Annotated in this window: 17 protein-coding genes and 2 tRNA genes; 10 read left to right on the forward strand and 9 right to left on the reverse strand. The window is 68.1% G+C overall.

Annotation, left to right across the window (positions count from 1 at the left end; all coding sequences use genetic code 11):
* Nucleotides 1-60 precede the first annotated feature (60 nt).
* Together IFR11_RS05900 and IFR11_RS05905 are read right to left on the reverse strand one after the other, a co-directional pair.
* Complete coding sequence (locus IFR11_RS05900) at nt 61-1431, reverse strand: cryptochrome/photolyase family protein (protein ID WP_191915541.1); 1371 nt, start codon at nt 1429-1431, stop codon at nt 61-63.
* Nucleotides 1432-1643: 212 nt separating this feature from the next.
* Nucleotides 1644-2933, reverse strand: a complete 1290-nt coding sequence (locus IFR11_RS05905; protein ID WP_082516439.1) for a diacylglycerol/lipid kinase family protein — start codon at nt 2931-2933, stop codon at nt 1644-1646.
* Nucleotides 2934-3110: 177 nt separating this feature from the next.
* Here IFR11_RS05905 and serS point away from each other — a divergent pair, with 177 nt between their 5' ends.
* Nucleotides 3111-4379: a serine--tRNA ligase gene (gene serS / locus IFR11_RS05910; protein ID WP_191915542.1), complete on the forward strand. Its 1269-nt coding sequence runs from the start codon at nt 3111-3113 to the stop codon at nt 4377-4379.
* Nucleotides 4376-5275 (forward strand): HAD-IIB family hydrolase, encoded by a 900-nt coding sequence (locus tag IFR11_RS05915; protein WP_191915543.1) that lies wholly within the window; start codon nt 4376-4378, stop codon nt 5273-5275. Before serS ends, IFR11_RS05915 begins: the two co-directional genes overlap by 4 nt.
* Nucleotides 5276-5334: 59 nt before the next feature.
* Here the strand turns inward: IFR11_RS05915 and IFR11_RS05920 are convergent, their stop codons facing one another.
* Nucleotides 5335-6585 carry a DUF2254 domain-containing protein gene (locus tag IFR11_RS05920; RefSeq protein WP_191915544.1) on the reverse strand — a complete coding sequence of 417 codons (1251 nt, stop codon included), beginning with the start codon at nt 6583-6585 and terminating at the stop codon, nt 5335-5337.
* Between the two features lie 95 nt (nt 6586-6680).
* Between IFR11_RS05920 and IFR11_RS05925 the strand changes: the two genes are divergently transcribed.
* Nucleotides 6681-6768 (forward strand) — tRNA-Ser (locus tag IFR11_RS05925).
* Nucleotides 6769-7144: 376 nt separating this feature from the next.
* Nucleotides 7145-7477, forward strand: coding sequence for a hypothetical protein (locus tag IFR11_RS05930; RefSeq protein ID WP_191915545.1), 333 nt, complete (start codon nt 7145-7147; stop codon nt 7475-7477).
* A 1220-nt stretch (nt 7478-8697) separates the two neighbouring features.
* On the opposite strand, the gene IFR11_RS05935 is transcribed toward IFR11_RS05930, so the two are convergent.
* Complete coding sequence (locus tag IFR11_RS05935) at nt 8698-9036, reverse strand: hypothetical protein (RefSeq protein WP_191915546.1); 339 nt, start codon at nt 9034-9036, stop codon at nt 8698-8700.
* Between the two features lie 852 nt (nt 9037-9888).
* On the opposite strand from IFR11_RS05935, the gene IFR11_RS05940 reads away from it, so the two are divergent.
* Nucleotides 9889-10713 carry a hypothetical protein gene (locus IFR11_RS05940; protein ID WP_191915547.1) on the forward strand — a complete coding sequence of 275 codons (825 nt, stop codon included), beginning with the start codon at nt 9889-9891 and terminating at the stop codon, nt 10711-10713.
* Between the two features lie 126 nt (nt 10714-10839).
* Here IFR11_RS05940 and IFR11_RS05945 read toward each other — a convergent pair whose 3' ends face one another.
* On the reverse strand, nt 10840-11952 hold the full coding sequence (locus tag IFR11_RS05945; RefSeq protein WP_191915548.1) for a hypothetical protein: 1113 nt from the start codon (nt 11950-11952) through the stop codon (nt 10840-10842).
* 377 nt (nt 11953-12329) lie between these two features.
* Between IFR11_RS05945 and IFR11_RS05950 the strand changes: the two genes are divergently transcribed.
* The 4 genes from IFR11_RS05950 (at nt 12330) to IFR11_RS05965 (ending at nt 14459) form a co-directional block, all read left to right on the forward strand.
* Nucleotides 12330-12614: a type II toxin-antitoxin system Phd/YefM family antitoxin gene (locus tag IFR11_RS05950; RefSeq protein ID WP_082509747.1), complete on the forward strand. Its 285-nt coding sequence runs from the start codon at nt 12330-12332 to the stop codon at nt 12612-12614.
* Nucleotides 12611-12883, forward strand: a complete 273-nt coding sequence (locus IFR11_RS05955) for a type II toxin-antitoxin system RelE/ParE family toxin (protein ID WP_191915549.1) — start codon at nt 12611-12613, stop codon at nt 12881-12883. Before IFR11_RS05950 ends, IFR11_RS05955 begins: the two co-directional genes overlap by 4 nt.
* A 126-nt stretch (nt 12884-13009) precedes the next feature.
* A complete protein-coding gene (locus IFR11_RS05960; protein ID WP_055832953.1) occupies nt 13010-14275 on the forward strand; it encodes an LCP family protein in 1266 nt (421 codons plus the stop codon).
* A 95-nt stretch (nt 14276-14370) separates the two neighbouring features.
* Nucleotides 14371-14459 (forward strand) — tRNA-Ser (locus IFR11_RS05965).
* Nucleotides 14460-14522: 63 nt separating this feature from the next.
* Here the strand turns inward: IFR11_RS05965 and IFR11_RS05970 are convergent.
* Nucleotides 14523-15251, reverse strand: coding sequence for an FAD-binding oxidoreductase (locus IFR11_RS05970; RefSeq protein ID WP_191915550.1), 729 nt, complete (start codon nt 15249-15251; stop codon nt 14523-14525).
* Entirely contained in the window at nt 15248-15838 is a 591-nt protein-coding gene (locus IFR11_RS05975) for a molybdopterin-dependent oxidoreductase (protein WP_191915551.1), read from the reverse strand. The genes IFR11_RS05970 and IFR11_RS05975 overlap by 4 nt, the downstream gene beginning before the upstream one ends.
* Nucleotides 15839-16090: 252 nt before the next feature.
* Between IFR11_RS05975 and IFR11_RS05980 the strand changes: the two genes are divergently transcribed.
* Nucleotides 16091-16987 (forward strand): DUF808 domain-containing protein, encoded by an 897-nt coding sequence (locus tag IFR11_RS05980; protein WP_070409224.1) that lies wholly within the window; start codon nt 16091-16093, stop codon nt 16985-16987.
* Nucleotides 16988-17046: 59 nt separating this feature from the next.
* On the opposite strand, the gene IFR11_RS05985 is transcribed toward IFR11_RS05980, so the two are convergent.
* Together IFR11_RS05985 and IFR11_RS05990 are read right to left on the reverse strand one after the other, a co-directional pair.
* A complete protein-coding gene (locus tag IFR11_RS05985) occupies nt 17047-17889 on the reverse strand; it encodes an alpha/beta fold hydrolase (RefSeq protein ID WP_191915552.1) in 843 nt (280 codons plus the stop codon).
* A 40-nt stretch (nt 17890-17929) separates the two neighbouring features.
* The gene (locus IFR11_RS05990; protein WP_191915553.1) at nt 17930-19375 is read right to left on the reverse strand and encodes a helix-turn-helix domain-containing protein; all 1446 of its coding nucleotides are present in this window, start codon (nt 19373-19375) and stop codon (nt 17930-17932) included.
* Between the last annotated feature and the right edge of the window lie 105 nt (nt 19376-19480).

Consider the following 19480-nt stretch of genomic DNA (forward strand, 5'->3'; position numbering starts at 1 on the left):
ATGCCGACACCCGGCGCATCGCGACGGTGCCGACGCCCGGGGACGGCCGGCCCGCCCGCGTCAGTGCCCGTGCCGGGTCTCGGCGTAGGCGTCGAGCGCGCGACGCCGGGTCTCGCCGAGGTCGACCATGGGCTCCGGCGGATTCTCACCGAGATACTCCGGCGCCCACTCGCGCACGTACTGGTCGTGCTTGTCGAACTTCTTGCGCTGCGTGTCGGGATTGAACACGCGGAAGTACGGTGCGGCGTCGGCGCCGGACCCCGCGACCCACTGCCAGTTGAACGGGTTGCTCGCGGCATCCGCGTCGACCAGGCAATCCCAGAACCACTGCTCGCCCTCACGCCAGTCGATCAGCAGGTTCTTGATGAGGAACGACGCCGTGACCATGCGCACGCGGTTGTGCATGACCCCGGTCTTCCACAGCTGGCGCATGCCCGCGTCGACGACGGCGACCCCGGTGCGACCCTGCTGCCAGGCCTCGAGGTGCGACCGATCGAGCGGGGGCCACGGGAAGGCGTCGTACTCGCGACGCCAGTTCTTGGTCGCGATGTCGGGGGCGTAGAAGGTCACGTGCCAGGCGAACTCCCGCCACACGACCTCCGAGAGGAATCCGCTCGCGCTCTTCGCGTGTTCGCCCGATCCACGGTGCTGAACGGTGTCGTGCCACACCTGGTACGGGCTCAGCTCGCCCCAGCGCAGTCGCGGTGAGAGGTTCGACGTCGCCCCGCCCGCGAATTCGTCGCGGTACTGCGAGTACCCGCCGAGGTCGTCTTCGAGGAACTCCCTCAGTCGCGCCTTCGCCGCGGGCTCGCCCGGTTCCCACGTCTCGCGCAGGCCGCCGGCCCAGTCGGGCGTGGTCGGCAGCAGCGACCAGGCGCCGAGGTCGTCCCCGTCGACGCGCCCGTCGAAGCCGGGGACTTTGCGCGCCTCGGCCATCGGCGGGCGCGGGGCCGGCAGCTTCTGCACGGCGCGGGCGAAGGGCGTGTAGACGCCGTAGGGCTTGTCGGCCTGCGTGCGCACCGTCCACGGCTCGTAGAGGAGGTTCGCGGCGAACGACGCGACGGTGACCCCGCTATCGCGCAGGGCCTCTTTGATGCCCGCGTCGATCTCGCGCTCGACGCCGCCGTAGCGGCGGTTCCAGAACACCGCGCCGGCGCCCACTTCGTCGACGACGGCGGGGACCACCTCCGCCGCGCGGCCGCGGCGCAGCACGAGCTGGGAGCCGCGTTCCGCCAGGCGCTCACCGAGCGAGGTCAGCGACCCGTGCAGCCACCAGCGGGCGGCTCCGCCGATCTCGCGGACCCCGTCGGACTCCTCGTCGAACACGTAGAGCGCCACGATCGGTTCCTCGCGGTCGAGGGCCGCGCGCAGCGCCGGGTTGTCGGTGAGCCGGAGGTCGTCGCGGAACCAGACGATCGAGGGCGTTGCCATTGTTCGACGGTATCCGCCACGGCATCCGTGTGTCCGGGCTTGACACTCGCCCGCCGCCGCCGCCGCCGCCGCCGCCGCCGCCGCCCGCCTCGGCCCGCCCGCGCCCGACGAAACCGCACACGTTTGTCGAGACCGCATCCGCCGGTCGCCGAACGCGTGCGTCCTCGACGAACGGGTGCGTTCTCGACGAGGGGCCGCGCGCGGCGCGCGCGTCAGAGCGTCGAGACGTCGTGCCCCTTCGGCAGCGCCACGGAGAGACCTCCGGCGATGATGCGCGTGTAGATGCGTGTCGCCTCGCCGAACTCGTCGCCGTCCAGTTCGATCGGCTGTGCGGGGGACGTCGCCAACTCGATGCCCGTGCCGCGCAGGTAGCGCACAGAGGTGTCCTTGCGGCGTTCGAGCACGCGGCGCCCCGCGCGGAACTTGCGCAGGACGGAGTTGTCCCACACGATGCTCCGCCAGACACCCAACCAGCCCAGCACGCCGCTCGGCTGGAGGACGGCCACGTCGAGTCGGCCGTCGGCGACGGAGGCGTCGGGGATCAGCGCCACGCCGCCCTGCAGGGCGCCGCAGTTCGCGAACAGCACGCTCTGCACCTTCGCCGAGTGCAGGCGGTGTCCGTTGAGCTGGTACATGACGCGGAAGGGCTTCGCCGAGACGAGCGACCGCGCCGCTCCGTCGACGTACGCGACCCAGCCGACCTGCTTCTTCAGGTCGTCGCGCGTGTTCTGGATCATTGCGGCGTCCAGGCCGATGCCAGCCATGACCGAGAACCCGTGCTCCTCGATCTCGCCGTCGGCCCGGCGGATGCGGGCGAGTCCGGTGTCGATGGGGAGGATGTCGCCTTCGAACGTGGCGCGGATCATCGCGTCGGTGTCGCTCAGCGGAAGGTTCAGGTTGCGGGCGAGGAGGTTCCCCGTGCCGCTCGGCACGATCGTGAGGGGGACGCCCGAGGAGGTCAGCGCCTCGGCGACCGCGCGAACCGTGCCGTCGCCGCCGGCTACGACAACGGCATCCACTTTCTCTTCGAGGGCGGCGCGCGTCGAGTCGTCGCCGAGGTCGTCGACGGTCGTCTCGTAGAACAGAGGCTCGGCCCAGCCCGCCGCGGCGGCCATCTCGGCCACGCGCGCACGCAGCTGCTCAGGCTCGACCTTGGTGGGGTTGTAGATCAGCGCGGCGCGCTTCTTCGCGGTGGGCTCGGCGTCGATGGGTGCCTCGTCGCCGTCCGCCGAGACGCGCTGGGCCTCGCCGGAGCTCTCGTCCGAGGTGTCCGGCTGAACATCCTCGGGCTGGTGGATGACGTCGTCGGGCTCCGCGGCGTCCTTCGGGTCGGGAGCGTCCTTGTGGACGTGGTCGTCGACGTCGTCGCCGAGTCGCGCGGCGTGGAAGTCGTCGCTCGAACCTTCGGCCGCAGCGGCATCCGCCTTCACCTCGGCGGGGGCATCGGCGGGGACGGTCTCGGGGGACTCCGCGTCGTCACGCGGCTCGTCAGGGGCGGCCATGGGTCCACCCTAGGACCGCGGTGGGCCGCGACCCGGCTGCGGGACCGGGCTTGACGGGGGGATGCCGATGGCCCATGCGTCACGGGGCGTGCACGCGCCGTTCCGCGGCCGACCGCCTGCCGTTTACGGTCGAGGTCGGGGCGGATCCCCGGGGGATGCCGACCATAGGATGGACGCGTGATCGACCTGACTCTGCTGCGTGAAGATCCCGAGCTCGTGAAGCGCTCCCAGATCGCCCGCGGGGAGTCGCCGGATTCGGTGGACGACGCCCTCGCCGCCGACCGCGACCGCCGCGCCGCCATCACCGCCTTCGAAGAACTGCGCGCCGCGCAGAACGCGCACGGCAAGCGCGTCGCGCAGGCGCCGAAAGACGAGAAGGCCGCCTTGGTGGCCGAGGCCAAGCAGCTCAGCGAGCAGGTCAAGGCGGCGCAGCACGCGGCGGGCGAGGCCGAGGCGGCGGCCGACGCGGCCCTCGCGCGCATCGAGAACATCGTGCTCGACGGGGTGCCCGCCGGCGGCGAAGAGAACTTCGTCACGCTGCGCACCCACGGCGAGATCCCCACGTACGACTTCGAACCGCTCGACCACCTCGCGCTCGGCGAGAAGCTCGGCGCGATCGACATGGAACGCGGCACCAAGGTGTCGGGCAGTCGCTTCTACTTCCTCACCGGCATCGGCGCGCGTCTCGAGCTGGCGCTCATGACCCTCGCCCTCGACCGGGCGCTGCAGGCGGGCTTCACCCCGATGATCCCGCCGACGCTCGTGCGCCCCGAGGTCATGCGCGGCACGGGGTTCCTGGGCCAGCACGCCGACGAGGTGTACCACCTGCCCAAGGAAGACCTGTACCTCGTCGGCACGAGCGAGGTCCCCCTCGCCGGGTACCACATGGACGAGATCCTCGACCTCGAGCGGGGCGCCAAGCGCTACGCGGGCTGGTCCACCTGCTACCGCAGCGAGGCGGGTTCGTACGGCAAGGACACCCGCGGCATCATCCGCGTGCACCAGTTCAACAAGCTCGAGATGTTCGTCTACACCGACCCCGCCGACTCCGAGGCCGAGCACGACCGCCTCGTCGCGATGCAAGAGGGCATGCTGCAGGACCTCGGCCTCTCGTACCGCGTCATCGACGTGGCCGCGGGAGACCTCGGCTCCAGCGCCGCGCGCAAGTTCGACATCGAGGCCTGGGTCCCCACGCAGGACTCCTACCGCGAGCTGACGAGCACGTCGAACTGCACCACGTACCAGGCCCGTCGTCTCGAGACCCGCTTCCGGCCCGAGGGCGGGGGCAAGACGCAGCCCGTGGCGACGTTGAACGGCACGCTCGCGACCACCCGCTGGATCGTCGCCCTTCTCGAGACTCACCAGCGGGCCGACGGATCGGTCACGGTCCCCGAGGTCCTGCGCCCGTACCTCGGCGGGCTCGAGGTCATGGAGCCGGTCGCGTGAGTCGCGAGGCCGCCCTGCCCGAGACCGGCGACGTCGAGATCGCCGCGCAGCACGAGGCGGTCGACGTCGTCGAGCGCATCGCCGACGACGCACCCGTCGGGCGCATGCTCATCGCCCTCGACATCGACGGCACCGTGCTGCTCGAAGACGACACCCTCAGCCCCGGCGTGGTCGAGGCCGTCGCCGGCGCGCACGCGGCGGGCCACGAGGTCATGCTCGCCACCGGGCGCAGCTGGGACAGCACCCACCCGATCATGGAGCGCCTCGGCATCCAGCCCGAGTACGCGGTGTGCTCGAACGGCGCCATCGTCATGCGACGCGTCGGCGACGGCAACGCCGCGGTGTACGAACGCGCGCACGTCGAGACGTTCGACCCGACCCAGGTGCTCACGCTCCTGGGCGAGCACCTCTCGGGCGCCCACTTCCTGGTCGAACTCCCCGACGGCTCGCGATTGTTCACCGACTACCTCGACGACTGGAACCTGCAGGGCGCCAACAAGGTGAGTTTCGCCGAGCTGTCGAACCAGCCCGTGTGCCGCGTCGTCGTCGTCGCCCCCGAGCAGACCGATCAGGATTTCCTCGAGCTCGTCGAGCGCATCGGCCTCACCCAGGTCTCGTACGCGATCGGCTGGACGGCGTGGCTCGACATCGCGCCCCAGGGCGTCGACAAGTCCACCGCCCTCGAGTTGGTGCGCGGGTGGCTCGACATCCCGGCCGCACGGGTCCTCGTCATGGGCGACGGACGCAACGACATCGAGATGATGCAGTGGGCCGTGCGCAACGGCGGCCGGGCGATCGCGATGCACCAGGGGCCGCCCGAGGTGCACGCCGCGGCCGGTGAGGTGGGCCTGTCGGTGAGCGAGGGCGGCGTCGCCGCGATCCTCCGCGCGCTCTAGATCCCGCCTCGGAGGTTCCCGAGCCCGTCGACGGGTCCGGTCGCTCCACGCCCCGGGGCTCAGCGCCCCCACGCCTCCCGCACGGCCGCGCGCAGCATCCGCGTGTCGGCCGGGTCGAGATCGCGCCGGCTGCGAGCGAACGCCGCGCGGGCGGCATCGCGGAACACTCCGGCGCGCGCGGGAGCGGATGCCGCGAGCGAGGCGAGGCATTTCTGCAGGCGCACCTGCACCTCGACGTCGGCCGCGCCGTCGCGCGCCAGCGGACGGAAGGCGTCGTCGACGAGATCGGTGAGCATCGGGGCGGGGACCCAGACCCGCTCGTACGCCACGTCGGCGTCGGGTTCGGCCGCCAGCGCTCGGGCGAACACCCGCTGCAGCGAGGCGATGACCTCGATCGCCGTGCCCGGGTCGTTCGTCGCAGCCGACAGGGCGCGGCTGCCGATCTCGGTCAGGGCGATCACACCGAATCGGGGGTCCTGCTCGAACGTGCGGTGGTTCTCGATGCGGAACGCACGACGAAGGCCGGTGCGCACGGCATCGTCGACGGCGCCGGTCACGGACGCGAGCGGAACCCGGGCGTCGGCGATGCGACCGGGTGTCGCGCGTACGTGGACGTCGAGTCCGTGCCGACGGGCGAGGCGGTCGAGCGCGGCGACGTCGACGTGCGTGACGTAGCCGACCTTCTCGGCGTGGACGTGTACGGCATCCGGGGGCACGGCGACCGCCGGCCGCGCGCCGAGGGTGGGGGCGGCAGCGTGGAGCTCGAGCGAGGTGGTGGCGGCCCGTTCGACGCGGTCGATGACATCGGACATGCGCCCGAACGTCGACAGGTGCGAGATCCACCGCAGCAGGGTGAACACGACGATGCCGATGACGACGAGCGTGGCGACGAAGAGGATCGTGCGCCCCTGCGGCAGGTAGTAGCCGGTCGACAGCGCGACGATGCCCACGAGCGAGAAGGTGAACGCCCCGATGAACGTCGAGACGGCGTTCTGCGACGTCGGGTCGGCGATGAGCAGGGGCGTCGAGCGGGGCGTCGCCGTGGTCGTGGCCGCCGAGAACGCGGTGACCATCGCCGTGACCGAGAAGGTGCTGACGGTCAGCATCGCCGTGGCGATGATCTGCAGCAGCGATCCGACCGAGTTCTGCGCGAGGTCGATGCCGAACTCGAAGGGAAGCAGCGGCCCGAGGACGTTCGCGGCGAGGGCGACGACGACGGCGGTCAGCGTGAAGATCGCCGCGCGCACCCAGACCTGCCGCCCGAGACGGAGGAAGAAGGATGCCAGGGAGCCGCGGATCGTCATCGCCATGCGGTCGACGATATCCAGCGTTCGCCGCGGGCGACGGGGGATGGACGCCGGGGGAGCACGCCCGGGTGCACACGCTCGGTAGACTCGAACGACCGGGAGGGTTGTCCGAGCGGCCGATGGACCTGGTCTTGAAAACCAGTGGGCAGAGATGTCCCGTGGGTTCGAATCCCACACCCTCCGCCAGATGGTGCTTATTCGAACCCCGCCCAAATGAAAGTTTGGGCGGGGTTCTTCCTTGAATGCCTTCATCCCGTTGGAAGCTGAGGAGCACTGCGGACGGGCTCCAGCGACGCTCGGGTCGATTCCCCCACTCCCGGACCGGCACGAGTGCTCCGTCCGTCCCGGTGGCTGCCAGATCCGCTTCCTGCTGCAACGGGACTGGAATCACGGCGCGCTCTCGTTCCTCAGAGGCGAGCGTTGCATCATTCGACAGCAGCCCCGCGAAGAGCTCCTGGATCTCGCCGTCCTCGACTGAACCGTCCTGACCGATGAAGAGCTTCTGAAACAAGCCCTGGTTGAGTAGTCGGCGCTCTGCAGGGACGGCGTTGACATACTGCTCGTGGCAGAGCCGCGCCACTTCGAGTGCTCGATCAAGTTGCTCGTCCAGTTGTTCGAGCGCCTGCTCGGAGCTGGCAATCTGATGCTCGGTGGCGTCTACCTCGCGGGTGATCCGGTTCATCTTGCTCTTGAGGATGTCGAGTGGAACAGCTCCGGCGTAGTGAGCTTTCATGAGCGCGGACTGTTCGTTCTTCAGTGTCCGGTATCGTCGGCGCGCTTCATCGAGAGTGAAGCGCGCATCGGCCTGGCTGTTTGCGAGTTCCTCACGGACGACTCGTCGGATCGCCTCGATGCGTTCCGACGTGAAGTGAAGCTGTCGGTAAAAGGGGCGTGAGGAACGAATCGGTGACAACTTGACCTGTCACCAGTTCGTTCCTCACGCCCCGTTCCTCCAGTGCTCGGAGGATTTGTTCGCGCGAAGTAACCCAGACTCTCGGGTCAACACTACGAACGGCAGCCACGTCGTCTAGCGGAATCTCACACAAGTTCGCAACTCGAGAGTTCCCACAGCGCAGGGCGTGCTTGGTTAGCTCTACTCGTCGTAGAGTGCGCAATCCCGACGACCGGGAGGGCGGACTGTGAAGAACGGCTAAAAGGTCGCCGCTTTGATCGCTAAGCACAACGTCTCAGACTATTGGGTGTCCGCGCGGTCCGCGGCCGGGCCTGCCGGGGGCGGAGATGACTCGGACGCTGTGACGGCGTCACTCCGAGGCGAGGGCGTCCTAGCCTCGCAGTTACAGACGAACCTATCCGCCCGCTCTCTACGTCGACGACCAACCACAGCGAGGCCGCTGTCGCTAACCATATAGCCATCGACCCGCGCCGGATTTCCGCACGGTGTGGAGCTTCGGTAGCGTCGAGTCATGCCAAGTCACCCTCGTCTTCGAGAGGTACTCGACGCCAGCCAAGATCTTTCTGGCGGGCTGCTCAACGCAACGCTGCTGTTGACACTGCACCGGGACATTGAAAGCCTGCAAGGGGTAGACGGGCGTCGACTCGGGGGCTCGAAAAAGCAACATGCCCTTCGATGGGCAATATTCACGATGAGTTACGCCGCTCTGGAGGCGTTCTTTAACGATGTCTTGCGCGATCCCGCCAGCACACGACCGTTGCCCTTAAACCCCGACAAATTGCGGCAAGCAGGGGAGAGACACGGAGTCAAGCTCTTCACGAACGAGTGGGGTGTTCGGACGCGCACGCAAGTGCCCCTCGCCGGGAAGCGTTCGCGCTGGGTCGCTTACAACGGTACGCAGGCCCTCAAGGCGTACCTGGGTGACATGAAAAGCCTTCGAGACCTTTTGAACCATGGACAGGATCCGCGGAATGTATCGAACATTTCAGGCGCCCTGTGGCAACTCAAGCGAGGCGGGCATTCCATGCGCGTGATGGGCGCTGAGGGTTTTATACAGGCCGCTTGCGATCTCGCCGAGCAAACAGTTCTCGCATTCGGGGGGAGCGAGGAGAGTTTTCCAGCCTGGCCGGAGCCAGCACGGTCCGGCCTATCGGCTGAGCCACGACCGGCGTTGAAATTGCTGCCCTAACCGGCCGCGCCTATCAACGGTGCTCGAACAGCCAATCGAAGATCCCCCGCGCACTCGTGATGTCCTCAACGAAACGGCGTTCGTGTCCGTCGTCGTAGCTATGGTGTGTTTCCCGGCGAATGCCGATGGGATCGATAAAGGTGTCGACGATGGTTTCGACCCGCACGTATCGCCCGTCCGACCCAAATCCTGGGCTAGAGGCCTCCTTCTTGAACGACTTCCCACGGTACCGATCGTAAGTATCGATAAAATCAACTAGGCACTGAGCCTGATAATCCGACAGTCTGGTACCAGACACGTCGAGGTGCTGGCCGATATACGCCCGCACCCGCGCTTTCTCGCTGCGCTCCATCGTGCCATTCCTCCGTATTGGTCTCAGCGGTCCCACGGACAATGTTGCAAGAGCAGATTCATCATCCCAAAGCGTCGACCCTGCGACCGCGCGGTTGAGTCTGGCCACACCCTCCGTGGTCGGGCCGTCCGCGGTCAGCTACGCATGGGCAGCGGCGTGGGGCGATCGGCTCGTTAGAGATAGCGCCTGCACCGAGCGGCTCGAGGCTCGTCAGCGTGTCTGTAGCGAGCAGCCGACCCTTCGCCACCACCACCGTCGCTGGGTTGAGGTCGATGCCGGCGACCTCGATGCCTCTAGTAGCTGCGACGCCGAGAGTTGTGCCTGAACCCATCCATGGGTCGAGAACAGCGGCACCCTCTTGGACACCCAGCGCGTCACAGACGTCGGACACGAACCCGGGATCGAAGCCCGCGTAGTACCTGTACCACTTCGGACCCACCGGGCTTAGTTTCGGCGAGCGCACGAGATCCAGAGAACGCTCCAAGCCCGCTCCCTTTCGCATGCACGCCAGCGAGTCATCCTATCCTGACGCCGAGTTCGAAAATTTCGGCGAATGCGGCACTTCGATTCTGCTCGCTGGCCTGGCCTGCTCCTGGGGGCTCAATATCTGTTGGAGCATCCCCGTGTCTCGTTGGGCTCGCTGCTCGATCTTGAGCGCTGTGCGCGCAATCAGGGGGATGCTTGCGGCGGGTGGTGACCTGTAGGTTCTCCGTAGGGCCGGGCGCCGGTCGAGATCAACACCGCCCTCGCGTTTCGTGCCTGCGTGACCCAAGCCACGTAGGCCGGGCTGATTCGCGGGCGGGTGAGCGGGGGTCAGGGCCTTCGCGGAAAACGCGAGGGGGCAGCCGGATCATGACAGCTATCAAACGTGTCCTAAACCATCGACTCGTCGATACGTGGCGAATCAAGCTCGACCTCATCCCTATGAACCGCTTCGAGCGAGTCGCCACGGCGACCTCGCTAGAAGGGTTTCGCCACCTAATGTCGAGTCGTGATGCACTGGACATCATCCGGGACCAGGTCCCGCCCGCAAGAGACGACTCAACAGATTACTACGCTCCCTTAACTGGCCACCAGCGAATGCTCTTTCGGGCAACTAAAGCATTTTTCGATGAATTTTACTCAGCAATGTCAAGTTTGTCCGGGTTTGTCGCGCGGAACCACTCTGTTTTTGGTGTGAACTTTTCGGACAATGCTCGGTTTTTGGGCTGGGCGACCGAACAGTACGACCTTGATGAGGGGGTGGCGCGGGAACTGTCCCAAGCTCGCCTCTTCCGAGCGATGTTGGCGCATCCGCAGCAGTTTCCACCGTACGAGTGGGCGACCGTGTCTATCCCAAAATACGAGCTTCTGCACATCGTGCTTTACGGTCCCCTCGGTCGTGGTCAAAATCCTGTACCTCGAGGCGCCACAACGGATCATGTACTTGCGGAAAAAATGCCTGACTGGCAGTTCGATGCGCCGGATGAGGTCAGTGTCACCAACTCTCTCGGTAACGTCGCTGTTCAAATCTATGCGGACGTCTTGATGGAGAAGGCGCGTTCGTCGAGCTTTATTCAGGCTCGATCTAGGGAGGATTGGTTGGCTGCGTTAGCGCCCGAATCGGTTGACTTAGGGTGGGTTTCGAGGACAGATAGAAGTCTGTTCGATGACGATCATCTGCCGCCTGCAAGGTGAACCTCACCATGGAACCCATAGGTCCAATCGCAAGTGCATCTCCAGAGTGAGTCAGGGAGCCTCAGCCTCAGCCTCAGCCTGCGTGGCGGGAGGGTTGATCGTCCTTGAGCACTGTGAGGTCGATCTTTATGAGTCACCGCGCCGTCTGGACCTCACTGGTCGAGTCTGAAATGCGGAGTCATGTATGTGCTTGAAGATTTCGCGTGTCTGCGGATCATCCATGCCGCCAAGCTCAAGGCTCCACTCGCCACCCTCTTGCTGGAGAGTTCTGTGCAGGTACAGGTAGAAGAGGCTCACACCCGCAGGAAGCGTTGTGTAGGGGAAGGGTTCTTGGCCGTCCTGGGCTGCGTCGTCTAGGAACCACTTGACTGCGAAGTCGACGAGTTGTGTCTCTTCCGCTGCGAGCGCGCTCGCGACCTGGCCAGTCGATGTGAAGCCGACTCCGGTGAGCTCGTCCGCGCGACTGTCAGCGTACGAACCGGTCGCAGGGGCGATGGTAGCTCCAATCCCTGCGGCAATTGCTCGGTCCGCTCTCCCGACAATGCCACCGTCGGTCAGTACAAGCGCCAAGATTGAGTCACGATCGACGGGGACGTCACCGCCTTGGTCGATTGCCTCGCGGACACGTTCTACATGGTCTGCCACCTCGCGGCTAACCGCGTCAAACTCAGAATCGGCCGTTTCTAGAAGCCCGGCCAGCCTCGCGAACCGTCGCTTCAGCTGTGCCGGGATGCCGGAGGTGGACTTATATCCCAGGTCGTGCTCGATCTCGGCCCAGGCGTGTTGCAAGATCGATCTGATCTGAATCTCGAAGTACACGTCTCTGTATGGAGCCCACTCGGCGAACCCGGCCCGTACATCGTCGAGCTTTGCTACCAGGTGATAGGACAGGTAGCCGAATCGATCCGGATCCAAACCAGTCAACTTGTCGAGCGACCGCTCTTCGTCGACGTCGAAGTTCGCTCGAAGGACATCAACAACAGTGTCGACATCGCTAGCTAGGTAGGTAACGACTCGGACGCCGAGCATATCGTGGAGATCACCGTAGGTGCCGTACTTGCCGGAGCTGCCATCGATCTTTTTCGTTGCACTCACATTACTCTTCACACGGTGATTCACGCTCACGATTGTCAGGCCGACCGATGAGACGAGATCCCGAATGAGGCCCTCAATTTTGATGCCCATCGGCCCGAGGACTCCGGACAGTTTGTCGTAGTCAGCCGCGATTTTACGATCCACGCTCCGATGCTAGCGGTCGCCATTTGCCCTGGACCATGGCGAGTCAAACCTGGTCTTGCTGCGCAGGCGACGCCCCCGCGCAGATGGTGGCACATCGCGCGTCGACGATCCGTTGTGAACACGGGCACCTACCCCGAATTTGAACAGCGGAACGTCACGAGTCGTATCAATCAGATGTCTGTTTCGCGATCCGGGGCTAGATGTTGGAACGATCGCGCGCGGCCACCCACTGAAGTAACCGCTGGGTTTCCCACGAGGGGTTCGAAAGCCATCGCGCAGGTTCCGCCAGATGTGCGTTGTTCGAACCCCGCCCCAGCGAAAGCCTGGGCGGGGTTCTTCTCGCGGATCGCTCACGCAGAGGCGCTAGAATTCTGTACATGACCACCCTCTCTCTCGCCGACGCCCGGGCAAACCTGTCGAAGCTGGTCGAGTCGGCCGTCACGACGCACGAGCGCTTCGACGTCACCCGGAACGGTGACCGTGTCGCAGTGCTGCTCAGCGCTGATGACTACGACGCTCTCCTCGAGACGGTCGACATTCTCAGCCGCCCGGATGAGGTTGCGGCGGTGCGTGAGGGTCTCGCAGATCTCGCCTCCGGAGAGACGTCTTCTCTCGAAGACGTTCGGGCGGCGATGATCCGGCGCGGACGCCTGTCTTCGTGAACCCGGAGTACGACGTCGTCTTCACGCGGGCCGCCCGGCGCGCGCTCGAACACGACCTGCCCGAGAAGGTCGCCGCTGCGGCATTCGAGTTCATCGCGGGCGCTTTGCGCCAGAACCCGCGGCGAGTGGGCAAGCCGCTGCGAGAGCCGCTCGCGCCGCTGTACTCCGCTCGCCGTGGCGAGTATCGAGTCATTTACCTGATCGTCGACCAGCAGTTGGTGATCGAAATGGTGTCGATCGCGCACCGCCGTGATGCCTATCGCGGGTGATGTGCCTGGCGCCTCGCGACAGTCACGGCATTCTCAGCCGCGCGTCCCTAGTATTACTGCGACCTCCTGCCCTGCGGCGGAGTCGACGTGCTGCCGGGCCGGTGGCATCCGTTCGAGAGGACCCGAGTGAGCAAGACCACACCGCGCGGTCAGAAGACCATCGCGCGCCACGGCCGGCTGACGTCGCCGGGGCCGCTGGCGCAACTGTTCCGCGGCCTCGCCATCGTGCTCGCCGTGCTGCTGGTGTCGGGCGGTGCCGTCCTGGCCTACGCCGCGATCGACCTGACCCGCAGCTTCACCGCCGACGCGGTCGAGCTGAAGAACCAGCCGGCCGTGCCGCCGGACATCGGGGAGTTGAAGGGCGGGGTGAACATGCTGCTCATCGGCACCGATGAGTGCGAGCCCGAGTTCGCCCAGCTCTTCGGGGATCGGTGCACGGGCGACGACGCCGAGGGCAGCCTCAACGACGTCAACATGCTGGTGCACATCTCCGACGCCCCTCGTCGCGTGACCGTCATCTCGTTCCCCCGCGACCTGATGGTGCCGATCCCGGCGTGCACCGACAAAGACGGCTACGAGAACTCGGCCATGAGCAAGCAGCAGATCAACAGTGCGTTCTCGTACGGCGGGCTCTCGTGCGTCGTCGAGACGATCTCGCAGCTGAGCGGCCTCGAGATCCCGTTCGCCGCGAAGGTCAGCTTCGGCGGCGTCATCAACATCACCGACGCGATCGGCGGCGTCGACGTCTGCATCGCGAACGGCATCAAAGACCCCTACACCGGCATCGACTGGCCCGCCGGAACGCGCACGGTCGTCGGCCTCGACGCCCTGCAGTTCCTGCGCACCCGCCACGGTGTCGGCGACGGCGGCGACCTCGGGCGTATCTCGAACCAGCAGCAGTACATGTCGCGTCTCGCCAACAAACTGAAGAGCCAGGAGGTGCTGTCGAACCCGGCGACGCTGTACAAGCTCGCCTCGACCGCGCTGCGCAACGTCGACCCGTCGACCTCGCTGACCAACCCCCTCACGCTGGTGCAGATCGCCTCGGCCGTGAAGGACGTGCCGTTCAACGAGATCGTCTTCGTGCAGTACCCCACCTACACCGACCCGTCCGACGCGAACCGCGTGGTCCCCGACCGTGAAGACGCCGACACGCTGTGGGCCGCGCTCGCGGCGAACCAGCCGCTGCAGCTCTCGGGCAACCTCAGCGACGGCGACGGGGTGGTGGTCGACGAGAACGGCGCTCCGGCTCCGACCGAGACCGCAGCCCCCGCGCCCACCGACGGGACCGAGCCGACCCCGGCGCCGACGTCGGAGGCGATCGTGCTGCCCTCGGGCATCGCCGGGCAGACCGCCGCGCAGGCCACCTGCTCGAACGGCAACGTGCGCTGACCCCCGCCGCCCGGCATCCGGATCGTGGTTCGGATGCCGGGCGGCGACCGGTTAGTATGGACCGGTGTGTTCGTGCCGCAAGGCGTCGATCACCTGGAGACGTCGCATAGTCAGGCCTAGTGCACCACCCTGCTAAGGTGGAGTCCCCGTAAGGGGACCGAGGGTTCAAATCCCTCCGTCTCCGCCGAAAAAGCCCCGGTTCGCCGGGGCTTTTCGCATTCCCCGGCGTCGTCGCGGAGCACGGCCGTCAGGCGCCCCCGAACCTCTCGGTGCGCACCGCCGCGGGAGCGTGACCGTCGTCGACGAGCCAGCCGGCGACGGCCTCGACGAACGGCGTGGGCCCGCAGACGTAGACCCGGGGCCGCTGGGCGGCGGGGAAGACGGCTCGTCGCAGACCCTCGGCGGTGAGGCGTCCCGGCGGTGCCGAGACTCCCGGCGGGGCGGTGCGCGTGTAGACCAGGTCGAGGGGTAAGCCGCGATCGGCGAGCGCCTCGAGCTCGGGGCGGAAGAACACGTCGCCCGGCGAACGCACCGAGTACAGCAGTCGCAGCGGGGTGGTTTCGCCGCTTCGCGCGTGCGCCGCGGCCATCGCGTACAGCGGCACCACCCCCGACCCGCCCGCGATCAGCTGCACGGGGGCCGGGTCGTCGGAGGGACGCCACACGAAGAACGCCCCCAGCGGGCCGTGCAGCTCGATGCGGTCGCCGACGCGCAGATCGTGCACGAGGAAGGGCGACACCTCGCCGTCGGGGATCTCATCGACGGCGAGCGTCACGCGCGTCCCGTCTCCCGACGAGGCGAGCGAGTAGGAGCGCGACGCCTGGTAGCCGTCGGGTGCGGTGAGGCGCACATCGACGTGCGCCCCCGCGTCGTTGCCCGGCCACGTGGGCACCTCGAGTTCGAGGCGGCGGGCCGTGGTCGTCTCGGCTCGACTCTCGACGACGGTCGCGACGTGCCAGGCGGGGCGGCGGTTCACTCGTACCGTTCCTCGCGCCAGGGATCGCCGTGCGGGTGGTAGCCGTTCTGCTCCCAGAAGCCCGGCGAGTCGCGGGGCATGGTGACCAGGCCCTGCACCCACTTCGCGCTCTTCCAGAAGTACAGGTGGGGCACGAGCAGCCGGGCGGGGCCGCCGTGCTCGGCGGTGAGGGGTGCGCCCTCGGCCTCGAACGCGATCCAGCTCTTTCCGCCGAGCAGATCGTCGAGCGCCACATTGGTGGTGTACCCGCCGAACGAGTGCACCATCGCGAAGCGGTGCGCGGTCTCGACCTCGGCGAAGACGCGGTCGAGCGAGACGCCCCGCCACGCCATGTCGAGCTTCGTCCAGTGCGTGACGCAGTGGATGTCGACGGTGACGTCTTCGACCCCGAGGGCTTCGAGCTCGGCTCGGGTCCAGCGGTGCACGCCGTTCTCGGTGCCGATCACGAACTCCCACGCGTCGTCGGCGACGGTCGGCGTGGGCCCCGCCGAGAGCACGGGCCAGTCGGCCCCGAGTGTCTGCCCCGGGGGCAGCCGAGGATCGCGCTCGCGGCGCCGGCCCGAGAAACCGCGGGTGATGAACGACATGGGACTCCCTGCTGGTCGCGTCTGCTCACCCTAGCCAGGGCCGCCCCCCGGCCGACAGGGTCGCGATGCCGGGTGTCGCGGCAGGTCGGGCCCGGGGCGAAGCCGTGCGCACGGGGATCGGACGGCCGGTCTCGACGCGCGGCCGCGGACGTTCGCGAACCGGCCACACGGCGGGGGACCGTCTCGCGCCCGCTAACCTCGGGGCTGTGGGCCGTTCGCGCCCGCACCCTCGTACCCCCGGGAGAAACGTACATGTCGGTCGGTCTGCTCGCCGTCGTCGATGACATCCTCAGCGCCGCCATGCGCGCCAGCGCGAAGACCGCGGGAGTCGTCATCGACGACGCCGCCGTCACGCCGCAGTACGTGCAGGGTCTCACCCCCGCGCGCGAACTGCCCGTGGTGTGGAAGATCGCTCTCGGCAGCATCATCAACAAGTACGTGATCATCATCCCGATCGCGCTGCTGCTCACCGCGTTCGCGCCGTGGGTGCTTCCCTACCTGCTCATCATCGGCGGCGGGTTCCTGTGCTTCGAGGGCGCCGAGAAGGTGCTCGAGTGGTTCGGCGTGCATCACGGCGCACACGACGACGACGGTCCCCGCGACGAGAAGAAGCTCGTTCTGGGTGCGGTGCGCACCGACCTCATCCTCAGCACCGAGATCATGCTGATCGCGCTGTCGAGCCTCGACCCCGGCTTCGGCATCTGGATGACGCTGGGCGCCCTGCTGGTCATCGGCCTGGCCATGACGGTGGTCGTCTACGGCGCGGTCGCCCTGCTGGTGAAGGTCGACGACATCGGCCTGCGGCTGATGAAGAGCGCCTCACGCGGGGTGCGTCGCTTCGGCGTGCGGATCGTGGCATCCATGCCCGCGGTGTTCCGCGTGATCAGCGTCATCGGCACGGTCGCGATGCTGTGGGTCGGTGGGCACCTGGTGCTGCAGAACCTCTCCGAGACGCTGTGGGCCGGACCGTACGAGGTCGTGCACCTCGTGACCCACGCGATCGAGGCCGCCGGCCCCGTGATCGTCTGGATCGTCGAGACCGCGATGTCGGCGGTGTTCGGCCTGATCCTGGGGCTCATCATCGTCGGCATCATGACCGGGGTCACGCGCCTGGTGAAGCGCGACGCCCCCGCCGACGCCGCCCACTGACCCGCCCCGGCGGTCGCACGCTTGCGCGGTTCGCCGCGCGCGTGCCGCGGCAGCGACGGCTACGCGCGGGACTCGCCGGCGGTGACGGCGCGGACAATCCCGCCGATCAGCTCGGGCCAGAGCTCGGGGGCGATGAAGTGCCCCATGCCGGGGTGCACCTGCAGCTCGGCGCCGCGAAGCGCCGCGGCCATGTCGACCGCTGCGTTCCAGTGCAGCACGTCGTCGTCGCGGCCGTGGAAGACCAGGGCGGGAACGTCGAGGGCGCGGAGGGCCTCGAGCCGCTCGGGCGCGCGCAGCAACGCCGACCACTGCCGCGAGAAGCCCTCGGGGAAGTACCCGCGGTCGAACGCCTCGCCCGCCGCCCACGCGTTCCATTCGACGTCGAGCGGGTAGCGCTCGCCCGCGGTCGCGGAGGCGAAGGCGGCGGCCCCGGCGGTGATCTCGGCGCGCGAGTATCGCAGCGGAGCCCGCATGAGCTCGGGCCTCTCGTCGTGGAGCACGTAGCGGGCATCGCGCCCCGGGATGGTCGACAGCAGACCCAGGCTCCGGACCCTCTCGGGATGCCGGATCGCGGCCATCTGCGCCATCATCCCGCCCATCGAGTGCCCGACGAGGTGCGCCGCGTCGAGGCCGAGGTCGTCGAGCACGCGCACGACGTCGTCGCCCATCTCTTCGAGGCCGTACCCGCCGTCGATGTCGCCGGGTCCGCCGAAACGGGCCGAGAGCCCCACGTCGCGGTTGTCCATGCGCACGACGTGCAGACCCCGCTCGACCAGTCGGGCGACCAGGTCGACGTGCCAGGCGATGAGCTGCGCGCCGCCGCCGGCGATCAACACCACCGTCGGGTCGTCGGCGTCACCGGCGGTGTCGTAGAAGATCGCGGGGTCGGGGGTGAACGGCATCCGGGGTCCTTCGTTCGGGGTGCGAGCGACGATAGCCGCGTCAGCGACGCGGCGGTATGGGCGCAACGCCCATCGGGGCGAGGGCGGGAATGGATGCCGAGCCCGGGGCGTGCAGGTCGGCGGAGAGCTCCGCGGCGAGGGCGCGGGCCGCGGCCTCGAGGCCGGCGAGGCGCGGTTTGACGTTCTCGGTCGCGCCGACGATGCAGGCGGCGGCGGCGACCAGGCCCGCGGCGTCGCGCACGGGTGCGGAGATCGAGGTGATGCCGAACTCGTCGATGGACTCCATGGTCAGCACCCCGTCGGCGCGCACGCGCTCGACGCGTCCGGTGAACTGGGCGTACTCGGCGGCCCCGTGGCGGCGGGGGAAGAGCGCGCCCAGCTGATCGAGGGTGAAGTCCATCGCGAGGGTGGGTCCTCCGTCGGAGCCGACGAGCGGATGCGGCCGACCCAGCCAGGGCGCCATGATCAGGCCCTCGGCGAGGGGTTCGATGTGCTCGACCAGGGTGAAGCTGCGCATGCCCTTGAGCGCGGTGACGAAGACGCAGGCCTCGGCGCGGGCCGCGGTCGCGGCGGCACGGGCGGGGCCGGTGCGCGCGAGGAGGGGCTCGGTCGCTGCGCGATGCCAGGCGTGCAGGGCGAGGTCGAGATGCAGGCGGTCGGACTCGGCGTCGTGCGCGACCGTTCCCGCGCGGACGAGGGCGTCGACCACTCGACGCGCGCGGTCGGGGCGGAGTCGCGCGGCGGCCGCGATGCCCGCCACGGAGTCGGGGCCGTCGGCGAGGTGTTCGAGCACGCGCGTCGCCGCCTCGAGGGCGCGGGTCGGCTCGACGGCGGCGGCGTCCCCGCGGACGGGCCCGACGTGCGCCTCAGTCAGGGCCTGCTCGAACGCGCGCCGCGCATCGCCGAGGACGCGGCGCACGCGGGGGCGGGCGCGGGCGGCGCGATAGACCGGGAGGCTCACCGCGAGGGCGGCCACCGTCCGCCCGTCGGGTGTCGTGAGCCGGACGGCGATCTCGACCGCTCGGCCGAGCTGCGACTCGACGAGGCCATCGCCGCCGCGCGTGGCCCGCACGAGGGCGCGACGCTCGTCGGTGACGAGTTCGCCGAGGGTCACGGGCACGTGCAGAGTCCACCCCGAACCGACGGTCGCGAGCACGCGTGCCCCGCCCGTCTCGGGGGCCGCGAGGACGACCGTCTCGGTGGTCTCCTGCGCGATGCGGTGCAGCTCGAACCTCACGACCGGGGCGAGCGCCGCGGACGCCCGACCCGACAGGGCGAGGGCGCGGGATCCGACGCGGTAGCTGCCGTAGTCGTCGGCCCGGGCGAGCAGGCCGAGGTCGGCGAGCTCCGCGCACAGTCTCGACACGGTGCTGAGGCTCGCGCGTGCGCCGCGGGCGATCGACGACAGCGGAAGCGGCCGGGTGGGGTCGGGGCGCGCCGCGACCGCGCGCAGGGCGGCGATCGCGTGCTCGATCCTCGCGCTCATGGCATCCCTCCCGCCGCGATCGCAATCTCGACCGTGGCGTTTTGCATCTCACGGTGACCGTAACAGCCCCGCCGCGCGGGGTTCGAATAATGGCTGACATTCGCC

It is taken from the genome of Microbacterium sp. CFBP 8801 (assembly GCF_014839455.1).
Lineage (GTDB): Bacteria > Actinomycetota > Actinomycetes > Actinomycetales > Microbacteriaceae > Microbacterium.